This window comes from Luteibacter sp. OK325 (genome assembly GCF_003050935.1).
Classification (GTDB): domain Bacteria; phylum Pseudomonadota; class Gammaproteobacteria; order Xanthomonadales; family Rhodanobacteraceae; genus Luteibacter.
In genome coordinates, this window is record NZ_QAOX01000001.1 from 171,082 (window position 1) to 189,038 (window position 17,957).

15 protein-coding genes are annotated in these 17,957 nt (G+C 67.3%); 2 read left to right on the forward strand and 13 right to left on the reverse strand.

Annotated elements, in window-relative coordinates; translation table 11 throughout:
- Positions 1-48: 48 nt before the first annotated feature.
- From C8J98_RS00725 to C8J98_RS00755, 7 genes are read right to left on the reverse strand one after another with little or no spacing between them, the layout of a single operon-like run.
- On the reverse strand, positions 49-1,392 hold the full coding sequence (locus C8J98_RS00725) for a GGDEF domain-containing protein (protein WP_158272553.1): 1,344 nt from the start codon (positions 1,390-1,392) through the stop codon (positions 49-51).
- Position 1,393: 1 nt separating this feature from the next.
- The gene (locus tag C8J98_RS00730; RefSeq protein WP_146171482.1) at positions 1,394-2,578 is read right to left on the reverse strand and encodes a hypothetical protein; all 1,185 of its coding nucleotides are present in this window, start codon (positions 2,576-2,578) and stop codon (positions 1,394-1,396) included.
- Positions 2,575-4,917, reverse strand: a complete 2,343-nt coding sequence (locus tag C8J98_RS00735; protein ID WP_107909971.1) for an EAL domain-containing protein — start codon at positions 4,915-4,917, stop codon at positions 2,575-2,577. The genes C8J98_RS00730 and C8J98_RS00735 overlap by 4 nt, the downstream gene beginning before the upstream one ends.
- Before the next feature lie 7 nt (positions 4,918-4,924).
- Positions 4,925-5,569, reverse strand: a complete 645-nt coding sequence (locus tag C8J98_RS00740) for a carboxypeptidase regulatory-like domain-containing protein (protein WP_107909973.1) — start codon at positions 5,567-5,569, stop codon at positions 4,925-4,927.
- A gap of 44 nt (positions 5,570-5,613) precedes the next feature.
- Entirely contained in the window at positions 5,614-5,814 is a 201-nt protein-coding gene (locus C8J98_RS00745) for a hypothetical protein (protein WP_107909975.1), read from the reverse strand.
- A 29-nt stretch (positions 5,815-5,843) separates the two neighbouring features.
- Positions 5,844-7,535, reverse strand: coding sequence for an ABC transporter ATP-binding protein (locus C8J98_RS00750; RefSeq protein WP_233260063.1), 1,692 nt, complete (start codon positions 7,533-7,535; stop codon positions 5,844-5,846).
- The gene (locus tag C8J98_RS00755) at positions 7,532-8,545 is read right to left on the reverse strand and encodes a serine kinase (protein ID WP_107909979.1); all 1,014 of its coding nucleotides are present in this window, start codon (positions 8,543-8,545) and stop codon (positions 7,532-7,534) included. Before C8J98_RS00755 ends, C8J98_RS00750 begins: the two co-directional genes overlap by 4 nt.
- Positions 8,546-8,672: 127 nt before the next feature.
- Here C8J98_RS00755 and C8J98_RS00760 point away from each other — a divergent pair, with 127 nt between their 5' ends.
- Positions 8,673-10,163 carry a radical SAM protein gene (locus C8J98_RS00760; protein WP_107909981.1) on the forward strand — a complete coding sequence of 497 codons (1,491 nt, stop codon included), beginning with the start codon at positions 8,673-8,675 and terminating at the stop codon, positions 10,161-10,163.
- A gap of 8 nt (positions 10,164-10,171) precedes the next feature.
- Positions 10,172-11,395: a nucleotidyltransferase family protein gene (locus C8J98_RS00765; RefSeq protein ID WP_107909983.1), complete on the forward strand. Its 1,224-nt coding sequence runs from the start codon at positions 10,172-10,174 to the stop codon at positions 11,393-11,395.
- Here C8J98_RS00765 and C8J98_RS00770 read toward each other — a convergent pair.
- The 6 genes from C8J98_RS00770 to C8J98_RS00795 are packed head-to-tail and all read right to left on the reverse strand — an operon-like array spanning position 11,392 to position 17,948.
- The gene (locus C8J98_RS00770) at positions 11,392-12,507 is read right to left on the reverse strand and encodes a glycosyltransferase family 4 protein (protein WP_107909985.1); all 1,116 of its coding nucleotides are present in this window, start codon (positions 12,505-12,507) and stop codon (positions 11,392-11,394) included. The two genes, C8J98_RS00765 and C8J98_RS00770, sit on opposite strands and share 4 nt — an antisense overlap.
- Positions 12,504-13,628 carry a glycosyltransferase family 4 protein gene (locus tag C8J98_RS00775; protein ID WP_107909987.1) on the reverse strand — a complete coding sequence of 375 codons (1,125 nt, stop codon included), beginning with the start codon at positions 13,626-13,628 and terminating at the stop codon, positions 12,504-12,506. The genes C8J98_RS00770 and C8J98_RS00775 overlap by 4 nt, the downstream gene beginning before the upstream one ends.
- A 13-nt stretch (positions 13,629-13,641) precedes the next feature.
- On the reverse strand, positions 13,642-15,186 hold the full coding sequence (locus tag C8J98_RS00780) for a radical SAM protein (protein WP_107909989.1): 1,545 nt from the start codon (positions 15,184-15,186) through the stop codon (positions 13,642-13,644).
- Positions 15,183-15,884: a class I SAM-dependent methyltransferase gene (locus tag C8J98_RS00785; RefSeq protein WP_233260099.1), complete on the reverse strand. Its 702-nt coding sequence runs from the start codon at positions 15,882-15,884 to the stop codon at positions 15,183-15,185. Before C8J98_RS00785 ends, C8J98_RS00780 begins: the two co-directional genes overlap by 4 nt.
- Positions 15,881-17,113, reverse strand: a complete 1,233-nt coding sequence (locus C8J98_RS00790) for an amidohydrolase family protein (RefSeq protein ID WP_107909991.1) — start codon at positions 17,111-17,113, stop codon at positions 15,881-15,883. Before C8J98_RS00790 ends, C8J98_RS00785 begins: the two co-directional genes overlap by 4 nt.
- 4 nt (positions 17,114-17,117) lie before the next feature.
- Entirely contained in the window at positions 17,118-17,948 is an 831-nt protein-coding gene (locus C8J98_RS00795) for a class I SAM-dependent methyltransferase (protein WP_107909993.1), read from the reverse strand.
- Positions 17,949-17,957: the final 9 nt, after the last annotated feature.

The window sequence follows — 17,957 nt, forward strand, 5'->3', positions numbered from 1 at the left end:
GCCGATGAATCGGCTCCCACATGGCTCAGAGCAGGGCTCCCACATGGCTCAGAGCAGCAAGCACCGATTGCGCCCCGCTCGCTTGGCGGCATAAAGCGCCCGGTCCGCGCGGTCGAAAACGGTTGCGGCGGTGTCATCGGCGAGGAAACGCGTGATGCCGCCGGACATCGTCACGGTCACCGGTTTCTGGCTGGCGTGGAAGGCGAGAGCAGCGACCGTTTCGCATAGCGCCTGGGCGGCCGCTATCGCTTCTTCGGCGGAAATACCGGCGAAGACCACGACGAATTCCTCGCCGCCATAGCGCGCGACGAAGGCAGGTTCGGGCAGTTCGCGGGTGAGGGTCTGAGCGACGATGCGTAGCACCGCGTCGCCCGCCGCGTGACCGAAGCTATCGTTGATCACTTTGAAATGATCGATGTCGAAAGCGCCGACGCAGGCCATGCCGCCGTCTTCGCGCACGTCCTGTTCGATTTTGGCCATGCGCCGTTCGTAAGAAAGGCGGTTGGGCAGACCGGTCAGCGGATCGGTAAGTGCCAGTTCGTGCTCGCGACGCAGCGAGTCCTGCAGCGATGTCGCCTGCGTTTCCAGCTCTTCGACGCGATCTTTCATGCGTTCGGCGCGATCGCGATACGTTGCCAGGCGCTCGTCCTCGCGCACGCGAAAAGCACGAAAATGCTCGTCGATCATGGAAAGGCGCGCGTTGACCTGCGCCTGCAAGGCTTCGAGGTCGGTGGCACCCCGCGTCTGTTCGACGAGCAGCCGCATCTCCTCGCGCACCGTCGCGTCCAGGTCCCGGCCCTGCTCGTCACCCGCGCCGACGTTCCCGGTTTCGGCCACGAGATAGCGGGTCATGTCGCCGAGCCTTCCGCTGACGTCAGCCAGAAGCTCCTGCAGCTGGGCGATGTCATGGCGCAGCGAGTTGCGCTGTTGGTTGACCACATCGGCGACGCCGCGGGCCGCCGACGAGATGGCAGCCATGTCGCGGGCCTGGCCCAGCATAGCGTGCAGTGCGTCGACTCGCCCCGCGAACACAGGCATGAGCACGACGTGGAACAGCACCTGCCGCAAGGCCTCCGTCGCTTCCTGAACCCCATCGTGCTGTGGCGTCGGTTCCGGGCGCTGTTCGAGTGCGGTCACCGCCTCGGCCAGTGCTTCGAGCAAGGCATCGAGGGCATCCGGATCGGAAGCGAGGCTCAAGCCGTCGCCGAGCTGGTCCAGCAAGCGATCGGCTTGTGCGCTTTGCCCACGCGCGAGCGCAGTGAGTCGCAGCACAAGCCTGCGCAACCCCTCTTCAAGCCTGCGGAAGTCGCGCTCGTCGCGCTCCATCCGCTCGAGAGCGAGATGGTATTTGCGCTCCCATACGTCGTGCACCGTGCCGTCGCCATCGTTCATGTCAATAAAGTACCCGGGCGAGCAATTGCAGCTGGTTACCGCGTTCATGCGGTGCAAGTCCCACGTCCTCGCGATCCTCGCGCGTCGCATCGACGTGCAGCCATTCGGCGGTGAGACGCAACCAGCCGCTGGGCCGCCAGTTCAACGCCGCCGTAACGGCATGCCCGCGCTCGCCGGAAGGCCACGTGCGAAAGCGTTCGACGCGAAGGGTCGGACGCCATGCGCCACGGTTCCAGCCTGCCAGCAGGAAGCCTGACTGGAAATGGGTAAGGAGAGTCCTCTGGCGAGGGTGGACTTCGGTATCGCCGTCCATGCCCTGCGCGATCCATGTGATCGGTCCGGTCGGGAAGCTCGCGCCTGCCGACCAGAACCGCGTGCGCCAGGCGAAAAGCCTGTCGCCATCCGAATAGAGCCGGTGCGCCTGCGGATCCGCGCGGTTGTCGTACCGGAGCACGCGGAGGTCGAGACCGGAAGCGCCCTTCCAACTGGCGTCGGCGTACCAGCCGGTGCGGCCACCGATGCTCTGGAAGGGAGCGTACTGATCGCGACCGCCATCGTCGGAGGGCTCACGCAGGCGACCGCCCACGCCGTAGACCAGATCGCTGAGCGACCATCCGCGCATGGCCAGGATATTGCCAGCCGGATCGTTGTGCCGGAACAGGCCGCCACCGAAACCAAGCGTACCGGCGTCGCCACGCCATTCCTCGCGGGCTTCGGCACCCAGGCCACGCAGTTCCTCACCCACCCAGCTGTTGATCGCCGAGGGCGTGATCGTCCACGGGCTGGTCCAGCCGATGCCATCGTTCTCCAGTGAGATCGGGATGAAGTACAGGCCGCCCTTGATCGATGCCCGCCACGCCGACAAGGAGACCGGCCGGTAACGCAGGAAGGCTTCCGTCAGCTGGGGGCTGGCGTGATCGGTCTGCTGGAGCTGCATGTCGGCCAGCGCGAACAGGGCCGGCGTGAACTGCGCGGTCACCACGAGGGCGGCGGCGCCAAAGCGCGCTTGCGTGTCGCCGTCACCGTAACGCGTGCGTCCCGGGCCGCCGTTGACGAAGCTGGGGTCGTTGGGTGCGTCAACCAGGCGCACATCCGCATAGGCATGCACTTTCACATCTTGCGCGCCAGCAAGGGGTATGACGAGACAAACGGTGATAGCGGCGAATGCGCGGCGGAATCGACTCACGCGGATCCCACGCCTTGCGCGCCGTGGCGCGCGACCAGGGCCGCGAACGTCATCGGCCGGTCGACGTGGAATCCCTGGGCATGATCGCAGCCGACGTCGCTGAGGAAGGCGATGGTCGCTTCGTCCTCCACGCCCTCGGCAGTCACCCGATAACCCAGGCGATGGCCGAGTTCGACCAGCGATCGGACGATCACGCGGTCGGTTTCATCGGTGGCGAGGTGTTGGACGAACATCTTGTCGATCTTCAGTTCCCGGACGGGCAGGCGGCGCAGGTAGGCGAACGAGGTCTGGCCGACCCCGAAATCGTCGATCGCCATGTCGATACCCATATCGGCCAGGCGACGGAGGACTTGAAGCGCCGCCTCCGGTTCACCGATCACGGCGCTCTCGGTCACCTCGAGGGTGAGCAAGGTGGCTGGCAGGCGGTGGACCCGGAGCAGATCGGCCACGCGGTCGGGCAATTCCGTATCGCCGATGTCGCGCGCGGACAGGTTGATCGAAATGCGCATGGGCTGACCGGCGCGGGCCAGCTCGGCGGCCTGGGCAATGCCGCGGGCCAGGACCCAGCGGGTCAGCCGGCCGATGTTGCCGGTCTCCTCGGCCACGGTGACGAACTGCTCGGGCGACACCGTGCCGCGCCCCGGACGGGGCCAGCGCACCAGCGCTTCGGCGGCGTCGACGCGGCCGTCGGCAAGGTGACGCTTCGGCTGGTAGTACAACTCAAGAGCATCGCCGTCGATGGCCGCGCGCAACTCGCTCATCAGGGAAAGGCGTTCGGGCCGGTGCGGATCGGCCTGCGGGTCATAAACATCCACGCCTCGAGCCGAGCCCACCGCGGCGAACTCGGCCACCTCGGCGCGCCGCAGCAGGGCGGCCGCGCGCTCGCCATGGCTGGGTGCCAGGGCAATGCCCACCGCCGGGCCCATGTCCACATTTACCTCGGCCTCCTGGTAGGGCTGGGCAAGCGCATCCATCACCCGGAATGCCACCGAAATCGCCTCGGCACGGTCGGCCCCACGCAGCCAGACAGCGAACTGCGTATCCGTGGCCCGCGCCACGTAATGCGTGCCGGCGGCCTGCCCCACGCGAGCGCCGGCATCGCGCATCAGGCGGTCGGCCAGCGCATGACCGATGGTCTTGATAATGTCCGGAAGGCGCGTGACGCCAACGATCAGCAAGGCGCCCTGCTGGCCCGGCGCGGTCGCGAGGTCCTGGTCGATCGCTTCCTCGGCGGCCGCGCGGTTGGGCAAGCCGGTCACGCCGTCGTGCATGGCCTGATGGCGAATGCGCAGTTCGCGTTCGCGCACCGCGTCACCCATCGTGCGGAACGCGGTGGCCAGCTCGCCGATCTCGTCGCGACGGCGCACAGCGGGCGCGTCGTGGTAGTCGCCGCCAGCGATACGCCGCGCCGCCGCGGCAAGCGCCTCCACCGGCCGCGAAACACCCCGCGCCACCAGCCAGGCGACGAGCAGTCCTGCGCCGAGGCCCATGGCGAGCAATGCCAGCCATGCGTGCCATACCGCCTTGTAAGGCCGCAACGCATCGTCGAGCGAGTAACCCAGTACGGCGTACACGGCCCCGCTGCCCTTGGGCTGGCGGAGCAACTGCGCAAGCACAAGATAGTCACGCCCGCCGATAGTCACCGCGGTGGGCTGGGAGGGCAACGAACGGTCGCTGGAAGAGAAACTCGCGGTGAGCTCGGAATGACTGCTGCCACGTGCGATCACCGAGTAGTGGCCCGAACCGCTCGGCGTGGCCAGTTCGACATCGCGCGGCAGGGCCGACAGCTGTTGCATGTGCGCGATCATCGCGTCGTCGACCGGAATGCTCGCGGCCACCAGACCCACCGGCTGGGGTGCATAAACCGGCACGACGACGATCCAGAAGGCTTTGCCGTCGACCACGGTGACGGCCGCCGTGCGTTCATTGAACGCCCGGCCCAGCAGATCCGGAAACGCGAATGGTTGGCTGTCGTCGGAAGCGTCGACCGTGTCGGCCTGGATCCTGCCCTCGAGGTCCACCAGTTGCATGCGCGACGCACCGACGCGACGGCCATGGTTACGCAGGACGGAAAGAATGGTTTCCTTATCCCGCGCGCCGATGGCCGAGCGCAGCCCGTAATCCAGCGACATGATCTGCACGCCGTTGGCGACGCTGGCCGAAAGATCGTTCATCTGCGCCACGAAGGCACCGGCATTCGCGCTCAGCTGGTGGCCGCCTTCCTTGACCAGCTGGCGACGCGCGACATCGTAGGCCAGCACGGCGGTAAGCCCCTGGACCAGGATCAGCGTGGCGACGAAGAACAGCGCCAGCCGGGTGCGGAAACCGAGGACCCGCATGGCCCGCTCAGTAGCCGATGTGCTCGCGATCCATCGCGCCGCGCGGATCGGGCAGCAGGGCGAGGTTGAAACGGACGGTGGCCGGCGCCGCCTCGCTCACGGTGACACCCTGGATCGGCAGGGTCACCCCGGGGCGGAGTTGCGGGTGCCAGGCGTGGGCGCGGTACTGCCCCGCATTGACGCCATCGATGCTTGCCCTGCCCTGTGCGTCGGTCGTCGCCATCTCGGGATCCTTCGTCACGTAGAGATAGGTGAGCATCTGGTCGTGGATGTTGCAGCCGACCGCGGCGTTGCCGGGATTGTTCATCAACAGGGCGGGCGAACTTTCGCCGGGGCCGAGCATGTACTCGAACTTCACCATGTCCGAAAACGAGTAGACGTGGTGCCGCGTGTTGTCGCTGTTACGGAAGATCACGCTGTCGCCGGGGTGCAATGCGGTGACGTAGGGTAGGAAGGTTTCGTCCTTCTGGTCGACGAATCGGGTGGCCGGCGCGATCCCTCGTGACGTGGTGCCAGGCATCGGCGCAAGGCTCACGATCGCATCCGCCACGGGGCGCCCGTTCGTATCCACGACTTCGATAACCACCCTTCCGGCATGGGCCGGCGCGGCGCCCAGGATCAATACGGTCGCAACGGCGAGCAGGCAGCGCATAGGAATCCCCTGTGTCCCGCGGCTAGCCTAGCTCAGTTGGCGGTTCAGCCGCGAACGGGGCGCAGCATGCGGCAGATGGCGACCATGGGACGATGCGGACCGCAGGGGTCCGTACTCCAGAAGTCGCCGCGATGCGAAGCGGCGACAGCGTCGAACGGCGGTTGCCCTGGACCTTGTGCGCGGCCGCAGGCCAGGGCGAGCAGGAGCCCGGCCAGCATCGCTATGGACTTCGTGGTGACGTGCATGGCCTTCCCCCCGGTTGACGAGGCCGACGTTAGGCTCCCGCGCGTGAAGGAACAATAGACCGAATGGAGGGGCCGACGGTCACGCAGTGCTCGGCCAGCGCGCAAACGCCTTCGCGATGGGAGACGACGATCAGCAGGCTTCGCGGCAACCGGCGCTTCATGGCCGAGAGGACGGCCAGTTCCGAGGCTGCGTCCAGCGCGCCGGTCGCTTCGTCGAGCACGGCCACCGCAGGCTCGCGCAGGATCACCTGGGCCAGCAGTAACCGTTGCAGCTCACCGCCGGACAGCCGGCTGGATGCATCGTGCAGCGCGGTGTCCAGGGGCTTATCGAGGCCGACATCGCGCAGGACCTGACGCAATTGTCCGTCTGCCGCCGACGGCGCCGCCCAGCGCAGGCAGTCCCTGACCGTGGCCTGCCACGGCCGCACGCTCTGGCTGACGTAGGCGCCATGACGGACATAGGCGCGATAGGTGTCGTAGTCGATGGCATGCCCGCCGACACGCGCATCGAAGACCGCCGGTCGCGCCATGCCGGCGAGAACGTCGACGAGGCTGCTTTTACCGATCCCGGAATCACCCTGGATGAGCACGAGCTCTCCGCGGCGCATGACCAGGTCACCGAGTTCGATGCCGGGCACCGGCGGGGTGACATGAATGCGCCGGAGATGGATGCCGGCCTCCGGGAGCGTCGGCCGTGCCGTCGCCGCAGGTGGCTCTTCAGATGTCGGCAGGTGCATATAGCGCTGCCACAGTTCCAGGGCCGGCGCAGCCGAGCGTATCTGCTGGATGCTCTGCCGCGTCGAGACCAGGTAGGGCAACAGCCGGCCGAGCAGGAGGCACACGGCGATCAACGCGCCCTGGTCGATGCCATGCCAGCGCTGCGCAAGCACGAACAGCGTGGCAATGCCGCCGACCGCCAGCAGTTCCAGGATCAGCCGGCCCGACGCGATCAGCTCCAGTTGACGCGCGTAGCCGCGCGAAAGGTCCCTGGACACCTCGCCGTAACTGTCACGTTCGACATCCTCGCGGCCGAACGAACGGACATGGCGAAGCCGGCGGGGAAAATCCTCGCTGTGCCAGAACAGCCGTGTCATGTTCGCCACGTAGCGGCGGCCCACCTCGATCTGTTCGCGACCGTAGAAGCGCGACGCAAGCAACGCAAGGACAGCCAGCGGCGGCGCGACGAGAAGCAGTGGCGGCGATACCCAGAAGGCCAGCGAGAGGCTGACTGTCGCGGTGACCCCGGCGATCAGTAACTGCTGCAGCGCGCTGAAGCCCTGCACGACGATCTCGACGTTATAGGTAAGCACATTGGCGATCTCCGCCGAGCTGGCGGCGGCGAGCGGCCCGATCTCGGCGGCGATCAGGCGTGCGTGCACCTGGCGACGCAGGCGCATGCCGTAGCGGCCGACAAGACGTGCACCGAGGCACGACGCCTGCCAGCGCAACAACGCGAAGGCGAGCGTCACGCCAGTGAATGCGGCGGTCCGCCAGCCCATGCTCATGGAGGCATGGAACCAGCGGCCCTCGAACGGCAACCGCGCATCCGGCTGCACCAGCGGCACCAACAACATGGCGGCAAGGGCACCGGCGAGTGCCGAGCCCAGCGAGAGAGCGACGTAGATACCGACTTTCCAGCGGTCCGCCGGTGGCAAGGTCGCGACGAGCGATCGCAGGACAGTGTGCAAACCCGCGCCCGGTATCGCGTCCTTCATCGTCATGCGCTCGCGACGTGGCTCGACGTCAGCAACCGGCGCAAGGCATCGACCGAGGCGCTCGGGTGGCGGCCACGTCGGAGCAGGTGCACATCCATGTCTGCCAGTTGATGGACGAAGCGGTGCCATCCGGCCTGACCCGACGCATAGGGCTGGTCGGCAAGCAGCCGGGCGGCAATCTCGTCGTGCTCCAGCGGCAGGAGCATGTCGGCGGCGTCATCGACCACCTCGGCGGAAACGAACACCGCGCCCATCAACGCCAGCGGGGACGTTGCGACGTGTCCGCCACCGTGACGAAGATCGGCTTCGTATTTCTCCACACCGCTGCGCCGCCGTATCGTTGGCGACTGCTCGATCCATTGGCGCATCGGACCGTCGTCGATGAAGCGCAAAGCGTCCTCGCGCACGTGCAGGAAATTGCCGACGCCACGCGCTTGCATGCTGCGCGGATCGACGAAGATCGCGTCCTCGGCGACGAAGTCCATCCCGCCGAGCAACCCATGCAGGGCAAGCGTGGACTTACCTGCGCCACTGGCGCCAAGGAGGAGAACGCCACGGCCATCCAGGCCCAGGCATGCGCCGTGCAAAGGAAGAAGGTCCATGCCGCGTGCGGCGAGCACGAACACGGCGAACTCGACCAGTTCGTAGCGCACGTGATAACGCCAGTCGAGCATGTCTTCGGACACCACTACCAGCGCCCGTTGACGCGCGTGGTCGACGATCACGTAGTTGGAGGCGTCCATGATGCCGCAGAGCAGGCCCGCCCCCGATTGCGTAAGCAGCGGCGGCGGCTCGTCGAGCACCGCCGTGCGACGCGGCGGCGCCAGACGCAGCTCGACCTGGAAGCTCGGCTGCGGCGTGCCGGATACGTCGCGCGGCAGGCCGCCGTAGGCGGCCTCTACCGGCTCGAGCAGCGCCGGATGGGTGCTGTCGAAGCGGAACTGTGCACCGAGGATGGTCTTGACCATGGCGAAGGGATAGGGCGAGCGCTCGAAGAAGGGATCGATCTGGGCCATGCGGTATCCCGGCAGGTGAACCCGTGGGTGCGGAGCCCCGGCGGAAAGGTTGCGCAGACGCAGGTTGCAACCCTCGCCGTGCGCGGGGGCACTCACTGACCAACGCGATGATCGAGGCTCCCCCGACATGCTCAAGATTCAGGTCGGCCACTCCTACTTCCTTCGATACGATCCGAAGCAGTGGGAACGTGGCAAACCCTATCCCCCGCTCGCCACCATCCAGGTGGCCGCCCTGCTTCGCGAGATGGGCCATGAACTGGCGTTGTTCGACGCGATGCTGGCCGACGGCGTGGAGGAGTACTCCGGCGCCTTGCATGCCGCGCGTCCTGACCTCGTCGTCATCTACGAGGACAATTTCAATTACCTGACCAAGATGTGCCTCAGCCGCATGCGCGACGCGGCGTGCCAGATGATCGCGGAGGCCCGTGCCTACGGCGCGCGGGTCATCGTCGCCGGCTCCGATGCGTCGGACCAGCCCGAAGCGTTTCTCGCCGCAGGAGCCGATGCGGTATTGGTTGGCGAAGGCATCGCCGCGCTGGCAGCCCTGGTCGACCGGCTGCAACGCACGCCGGATATCGATCCCGCCGACTGGGCGGCCGGCCTCTCCGGCGTCGCCACCCTCGTCGACGGGAAGGCCGAGCTGGTTCGTCTCGGCGCCGTTCCGCCGGACCCGCGCGTGGTCGGGCGCCCTGCGTGGGACCTGGTCGACATCGAGCGCTATCGTTCGCTCTGGCAGGAACGCCACGGTTATTTCAGCCTTAACATGGCCGCGTCACGCGGTTGCCCGTTCCGCTGCAACTGGTGCGCCAAGCCGATCTGGGGCAACCACTACAAGCAACGCAGCGCGGAAGACGTCGCCGCGGAGATGACCTACCTCAAGCGTACCTTCCGGCCCGATCACATCTGGATGGCCGACGACATCTTCGGCTTCCACGTCGGCTGGGTGGCAGCGTTCGCCGAGCACCTGCGCGAGAGCGACGGGTCCGTGCCGTTCACCATCCAGACCCGCGCCGACCTCGGCAGCGAGCGCATGGTCGCCGCCCTGGCCGACGCCGGTTGTGCCGAAGCCTGGATCGGCGCGGAAAGCGGTAGCCAGCGCGTGCTCGATCGAATGAACAAGGGCACCACGGTGGCCGAGCTCATCGCGGCGCGGCGCCGCTTCGGCGAGCACGGCGTGCGCGTGGGGTTCTTCATCCAGCTGGGTTACCTCGGCGAGCAGTTGACCGATCTGCTTGCCACCCGCGACCTGGTCGCGGAGGCGGCTCCTGACGATATCGGTGTCAGTGTGTCGTATCCGCTACCGGGGACGAAGTTCTACGAGGAAGTAAAGGCGCAGCTGGGCAGGAAGACGCATTGGCGCGACAGCAACGACCTCGCGATGATGTTCCGCGGCGCCTACGACTCCGATTTTTACCGCAGCATGCGCGACCTGCTCCATCAGCAGGTCAACCTGCGCCAATCACGTGAAACGCTATCGGCCGCACGCCGAAACGATGCCCACGCCGTGCTCGAAACGCGCTGGAACACGCTGTTCGCACACGAAGCCGAACATCGCACGGAACAACCCACGCCCTCGCCGTTCATGGCGATGCAGACCATCGCCCTGCCCTTACTGTAGATACCGCCATGATGCCCTCCCTGAAGCTCGTCCGTAGCGGCCTGAACCGCACCACCGAAGCGCTCGCCGCGGAGCTGGCGCTGGCCAGGCCGGGCAGCCGGCTTCCGGCATGGACGGACCTCGAATGGAGGCTGGCTTCCGCGGTGGCGGTGGCGCACGGGGTTTCGCCCCTGCTCAGTCGCCTGTCGACCTGGCAGAAGCCCGCGTGGCGGCTGTTTCTCGCTGCCCAGCGCGAGCACGTGGAACAGCGGCATCGCCGGATCGCCGCGCTGCTGGATCGCATCGACGACGGCGCGCGCGATGTCGGCGTGGCCATCGTGCCGCTGAAAGGCTCGGCGTTGCACGCGCTGGGTATATACACCCCGGGGGACCGCCCCATGGCCGACATCGACCTGCTCGTTCGCGAGGAGGACGTCGGCCCCACCACCGCCCTGCTCCACGAACTCGGCTATGTGGAGTCATTTACACAGTGGAAACACCGCGTGTTCAAGCCGGTCGACAGCAATCCATTCGCCGGTCTGGGTGAACATCGCGACACACCGGTCAACATCGAACTGCACACGCGTATCCAGGAGCGGCTACCGGTTTCCGCGGTCGATATCACCACGCGTATCTATCCCCGCCATGCGCGACCCGGCCTCAATCCCTACCCCTCCACGGGGGCGCTGATGAGCCACCTGTTACTGCACGCGGCCGGCAACGTCTGTGGTCGCAGCCTGCGACTCATGCACCTCAATGACATCTCGCTGCTGGCCACTCGCATGCTCGCCAGCGACTGGCAGGCCTTGTGGGACGACGGGCGCCCTGGTTCGGCCTGGTGGGCGCTGCCACCGTTGCGCCTTGTCGCACGCTACTACCCGCACGCGGTGCCACCGATCATCCTCGCCAGGCTGGAACGTGAGTGCCCTGCCCTGCTCCGCACCATGTCGCGACGCTGGACGCTGACCGACATGTCCTGCTCGGACCTCTGGCTGCACGCCCTGCCCGGGGTGGAGTGGTCGCGCAACCTGACCGAGGTGGCACGTTGCGTCAGGAATCGCCTGCGGCCATCCGCGGAGAGCGTGAGCGAACGCGCCGACATGGTGCGTACGCAAGTGTGGTTGCAAGGCCAGAGCTGGGTGACACAGGGACATCGTCGACGCATGCTCACCTGGCTGACCCGGCCGGTGCCGCGCATGGACACCCTGTACGTCGTCCGCGCCGCGCTCGAACCCGCCGCGCCGCTCGCCTAGGCCACGGCGCCACGCCGCGCCAAAAGCTCCTGGTACAGGGCTTCGAAGGAGCGCGCGGTGTAATCGGCATCCTCGGCGAGTGCACGTCGTTGGGCGGCTTCGGCGAGGCGGCAACGCAGTGCCTCGTCCACCAGTACGCGCTGGATCGCCATGGCCAGGCCGACCCAGTCGCCCACCGCGACAGCGAGCGCAGCCGATGGCGACCACTCCGCGATATGACCCACGGCCGTACCCACCGTGGGCACGCCGGCGACCGCCGCTTCGAGCAGCACGAGCGGTCCGGCCTCGTGTAACGACGACATCACCAGCAGGTCGCAAGCCGCCACGAGCGGACGCAGTTCACGCTGCGTGCGGAAGCCCAGGAAGCGCACGTGGTTCTCCAGACCCAACTCATGAACCAACCGTTCCATCCGCCCCTGCAAGGTGTCGACGCCGACGATAGCCATCTCGAAGTCCACACCGGCATCGCGTAGCGCGGCCAGTGCGCGCAGCAAGGTGGTCTGGTCCTTCACCAGGTTGAGGCTGGCGACATGCATCAAACGGGCGCGCGGTGTGGCGCGGCGACGTGGCGCGAGCGGTGGCCACGCCGTCAGGTCGACACCGAGCGGGATGCGCCGCGACCGAATGCCAAGCGCGCTCAGCGCGTCGACGATGGGCGCGCTGGCTGCCGTCACGGCGTCCGTCGCGCGAAGCACGACGGCTTCGCGAAGCCGGCCCTTCCAGCGCCGACGACCGCCGTATCCGATCGCGTGCAGGGCCACCAGTTCGCCGCCGGCGATGTGCACGAGGCTGGATATGCGTAGCAGCTTTGCCGCCGCCACAGCGATGAAGCTGCACGAACCGGAGAAGATCGCGTGAATCATGGCGAAGGGGGCCACCCGGTGCTCCGCACGAATCGCGGCGATCGCACGCAGGCGCGGCCAACCATCACCTATGTTGTGCACCGTGGCGCCCAGTAGCGGCCAGGTCGCCGGCAAGGGTTCCTGATGCAGGACAAACACATGGACGTCATGCACGCGCGCGAGTCGTGCGATGAGGGCAAGGAAGACCGGGATCACGCGGTATTCGCCCGTGCGGTCCATGCCGCCCGGTACGACGATGGCGAGTTTCACGATCGACCCTCCCGCCGGTCCGCCAACAGTCGCGCATAGGCATCGGCCCATTGGCGACCCACGGCGGCGAAGGAGAGCGTGGCGTCGAAGAAGGAGCGCACGTCGGCGCGTGACGGGCGGATGCCCGCTGCGCGCACCAGCGCCTCGGTCAGTCGCACGGCGTCGCCGCACGGCCACAGTTCGCCGACGACGTTACCCGTGAGCGAACGAAACGACGGAATGTCCGTGACCACCGGCGTGACGCCACAGGCCAGCGCCTCGAGCAGCGCGAAGCCACAGCTCTCGCCGTGGCTACCCGAAACGAAGAGGTCCGCGGCACGCATCAGCGTTTCGATGCGCGCATGCGGCTGCTTACCCAGAAGATGCACCCGGCCATGCAGACGAGGATCGCTGTCGATCTTGTGACGCACCTCGTCCAGCAAGGGCGCGCTGCCAAAGGCACAGTAGAGCTGTATGCCCGGAAGGCGCTGCGCAGCACGCGCGACGCCCTCGAGCACGGTCAGCGGATCCTTGCCGTGGCTCAGGTGCCCCACCCACAGCACGCACGGATCGCCGCGCAATCCCGTCTCGACGCGTGCGGCCTGGTGATCGCCCGGATGAAAACGACTGCTCGATTCGGGAATGGCAAACAACCGCGTGCGTTGCGCGAACAGGCCGGCGCGCGTGAATGGCCCGGCCAGTCCCGGCGAAGTGAAGGCGATACCGGAAGCCGCCGCGTACCAGGTGCGCCAGCGGGGCCGCCGCCACCAGCGCGGCGGACGGTCGGCGTGGTCCTGGATGAGGATGGGCACCCGCGGCAATCGTTGGGCCACGGCAAACGCATCGGCGGCAAAGCCGAGGCTGTGCACGTGAAGCACCTGGCTGCCGATATCGGCGACGAGATCGGCGAGGAAGCGACCACGCGTCGTCGGCGAATGCATGCCGCGCAGGTCGACGAAGTGATAGTCGATGCCATGGCGAGTGAATATTCGTGGCCGCGCGGCGACCTGGATCACCGATACGCGTGTGCCCGACGCGGCCGCCGCTTCCGGAATGTCAGCCAGCGACGGCCAGCGTTCGAATAGTTCGTCCGGCGTGCAGTCCGCCGGCGCGCGGAGGAAATTGATCTGGGCGACATGCACGGGCGTACCTCGCCTAGAGACCGGAAACCTGGGGCATGCGCAGGCGCACGAGCCGGTTGGCGAGGTTGAGCTCCCAGGGCCGGTCGTACTGGCGTCGACGGTAACGCCACGAAGCCATGGCGCTCAGGCCACGCTTGGCCCACGACGGCGAGCGCAGGTCCTGCACGGTCGGGAAACGGCAGCGCAGCACGGTGACGAAGTCCTGGATGTGCCGGCGCAGGTCATCGGTCAGCCATGGGGCATCGGCGTGGCAGGCATAGTCCACCCAGCGACGCTCCGTCCATTCCTCGGGAGACGACGGGAAGACCACGGGCTCGCCATGCAGGTCGAGCAGTGGCATGGAGGCGTGCTTACCACGGTCCTTCTCATGCTTGCTGCTTTCCGGCAGCGGCGTGTAGATGTAGACGATGATCTCCGACGCCGGGTTGATCCGTTTCAGCTCGCGGATGAACTCGAACGTGTGCTCGGTTTCTTCCAGCGTGTTCTGCGGCGGCGCCACCATGAACGAAAGTTCGGGAATCACGCCGTTGCGGCGGCACAGTTCGGCAACCTGCAGCGTCTGGTCGGGCCGCGTGCCCTTACGGATCTCCTTGAGCATGGCGCCGCTGGGCGATTCGGCGCCCACGTAGGCCATGCGCAGGCGGCTCTTGCGTACCAGTTCCCAGGTGCTCTCGGACAGGTTCAGCAGCGCATCGGAACGTGCATAACACCACCATGGCATTTCCAGTTTCGCCATGACTTCGAGCAGCGGAATCATGTCGACTTCGCGATCGAAGAAATTGTGGTCGAAGAACTGGATCGAATCGGCACCGAGTTCGTACTTGAGGTAGCTCAGGTCGCGTTCGAGCCGCTTCGCCGTGGGCAGCTCGGTCTTGCCACCGAACATCGCGTTCACGCCGCAGAACGTGCAGCGAAAACGGCAGCCGATGGACGCCTGGTGCGCGGCCGTGCGCTCGCCAAGGAAGGTGCGCGCGAGATACCGGCGCGGATCGCCCAGCTTGTCGTACGGCAGGACGATACCGCTGTCACCGAGGGAGAAGCGCCGGTTAGGGTTGTGGACGACCGCGCCGTCGCGCTTCCAGGACAGGCTGCCGATGTTCGAGACGGCCGGCTCGCCGGGCCGGGTCAGGGCCGCGACCAGTTCCGGCAGACTCTCTTCAGCCTGGCCGCGTATCGCGTAATCGACATAGGCCGCGGAAAGTGCCGTGTCCGTGTAGAGCGTCGGGAAGTAACCGCCCCAGATGATCGGCAACTGCGGATAGCGCTCGCGGATCACGCGGGAGACTTCGATGGATGGCGCGACCTGCGGGCCGCCCATCACGCTGATACCGACCGCGTCGAATCGATCACCCTCGATCGCGGCCAGCGTGGCCCCGATGAGGTCGCGATCGACGTTGCCGTCGATGATCTGGCTATGCCCGTTGCGATCCAACGAGGCCGCCAGGTTGAGCAGCGCAAGCGGGAAGCGCGCGCTCGAACGCGATGTGATCGTCGGGTTGATCAGCAACGTCCGTGGCGAACGCCCCGTGTCGGGCGTCGATGTGTCGGATAGGCTCACGCGATACGCCTCAGCTGGAAGACCAGGGCCACGGGAAGTTCGAGGGCCATCGGGTCGAAATGCGCACCGACGGGGATATCGGCAGGATCGAGCATCGGTTCTTCCACGCGTTCGATGGCCAGGCCGAGCGTCGCGCAGGCCGCATGCCAGTGGCTGTAGAGATGCCGAGTATGGCGCACCGCGTAGCTCCGGCCGCCCGCTCGAAAGTCGCGCTGCCAGCCCAGTGCGTGCCCGATGGGGTGCACATCGCTGCAGAGGATGCGGCCGCCAGGACGGGTGGCCCGGCGCAGATCCGCCAGTGCGGGAGCCAGCGTTTCGAGATGCCCGATGGTCAGGCCGCATATCGTCAGGTCCGCCAGCGAACCGGGCACGGGCATGGCGGCAAGGTCGCCCTGGCGCAGCTCGACACGCCCTTCGGCGATGTATCCGTCCAGCGCCTCGCGCGCCCGACCGAGCATGTCGGGGGAGAGGTCGACGCCGGTCACGCGCGACGCGTCGCGGCGCAAGGCATGCAATAGATAGCGTCCGCTACCGCAGCCGGCGTCGAGCACGTGCCGACCTCGCAGGGCCTCGGGCATCAGGGCCAGCATCGCACGCTCCTCGGCCATCATCACCGGGTTGTGCGCGTGTGCGGGGTAGTCGGACGACCACAGCGCATAGGCTGCGAGGGGCTCCAGTACCGGCAAAGGGGACGTCAGTGACACCGGGCCTCCATGGCGAGATCGATCTCGCTTTCGTCATGAGAAAAGGAAACCTCGAGACCGGGCTCGAGCGCGAACACCGCGGGTTCGGCCAGCGAACGCGCGATCAGCTTCGGGCGGCCGTCCAGTTGCACCGCGATGGTGTCCACGCCGGCGGCGGCGAACCAGTCGGCGAAGTCGGGATCGGCGATGCGCGGCACGCCTTCGCGCACGACCGCGCGGATGTCGCTACGTGTCAGACCGACCAGGCTGTCCGCGGCCAGGCCCTCGCGATCCCGCACGATCAGCAGGTCAGCCGGTGCGCCGGCGGCCAGGCCGCCGCGCAGGCCGAGGCGGAAGATGCGAGCCGCTTGTGTCGTGACGAGAGCGAGCAGCGCCGTGCTCGACAATTCACCTCGCGCCGCGACATCGCTCAGCTCATCGAGCAGGTCGCGACGACCGCTGAGCCGCGAGTCGCTACCCAGCGCCAGGCAACCTGCCGCGTACAACCGGCGCGGGTCGAGCGTGCGTCCGAGCAGGGCGCGGTTGCTGCCGGGACACCAGACCACGGCAGCGCCACGGGCGATGACACGTTCGATATCGGCGGCGTCAAGACCGACGCCATGGATCAATACCGTATTGCTGCCGAGGCAGCCGAGCGCGTCCAGGCGCGCCAGCTCCGCGGCGGCCACCGCGTCAGTGCCTTCGGCAAGATGGATCATCCAGGGGCGGTCCGCAGGCGTCGAATGGTAGCTCGCGCTCACCGGCGGCCCGAATTCCGGACCATCGAGCGCGTAACTCCAGCCGTGGTCGCGGAGCAACGCCACCGGGAAGTCATCCTCATCGAGCGCCGCGTGCCAGGGGTCGTGGTGGACCACGCAGGTGGTCCCGGCGAGCAGGTTCTTCAGCGCGCCATGGCGAAGACGGACCGACTTCGGGACCCGCAGGGCGGCGGCGACATCGGCGTCGTGGAAATGCTGCTGGAAGGCATCTATCCAGGCGTAGCTGTTCGGAAAAGGCTCGGCACGGCGCAGCGGAGGCACGGCGTTAACCTGTAGATGCTCATGCGCGTTGATCAGCCCCGGCAAGATCCGGTGATCGCGCACGTCGACAGGGAAAGCGTTAGCTGCGGACGACGATGCGACGCGCCCGCCGCGGAGATTCAGCGGCGCGCGCGACGCACCCTGAGGCAGCATCGTCACTCCGCCTACCAGGGTCGAATCCGTCGAGGTAAGTCGCGCGGACATGGCGTCAGCGCCGGTGCATCACGATCAGGAAGTGATCGCCCATGTCGCGCAGCAGCGGCAGCTTGCCGAAGCGGTCATCCAGCCGGCCCAGGCGCTCGTACCAGCCCGGCCGCCGTTCGTAGCGATCGACCATGTACGGCGGCGGCATGAACAGGCTCAGCGCGCTGTAGCCCGCCAGCCGGAACTGGCCGGCGAAGGCACGGTAGAACTCGCGCGGCAGGTAGTACTTCGTCCAGATGGTATGGCGGTTCATGCCCACCGCCGTGGCCCCACGTGCGCCACGCACCGCCGCGCGACGGAACCGGCCGCGCAAGGCGTAGTGCGCCGCTTCCCAGGGGCAGATGCGACCCATCACCGAGAAAACCATCACCCCGCCAGGCCGCAGAAGCCGCGCGCACTGGTCGGCCACGTCTTTCAGGTCCGGCGCGCAGTTGAGCGGTCCGAAATTGGAGTAGATGCCGTCGAAACTGCCGTCGAGTCGACCGAGCTCCTGCACGCCGAGGTGCCTGGCCTGGAGGCGCCCGCCCAGCGAGACGTCGCCGGCGCGGGACAAGGTGCGCGCGACCATGGAGGGCGACCAGTCCGTCGCGACGACGTTGTAGCCGCGCCGCGCGAATTCGGCCGCGTCGATACCGGTACCGCAGCCGAGGTCGAGCAGGCGCGAGCCGGCGCCCAGCTCGGCCACCACGGTATCCCACAGCGTCTGGCGCATGCGCTGGATCAGCGCGTTGTTGCCGCGCGGGCCATCGTAGTCGGCGGCGACGCTGTCGAACGCCCGCTGCGTGTCGAGCAGACGCGCGTCGTCGATCGGTTCAGGCGTCGGTTGAGCACTCATATCGGTCGT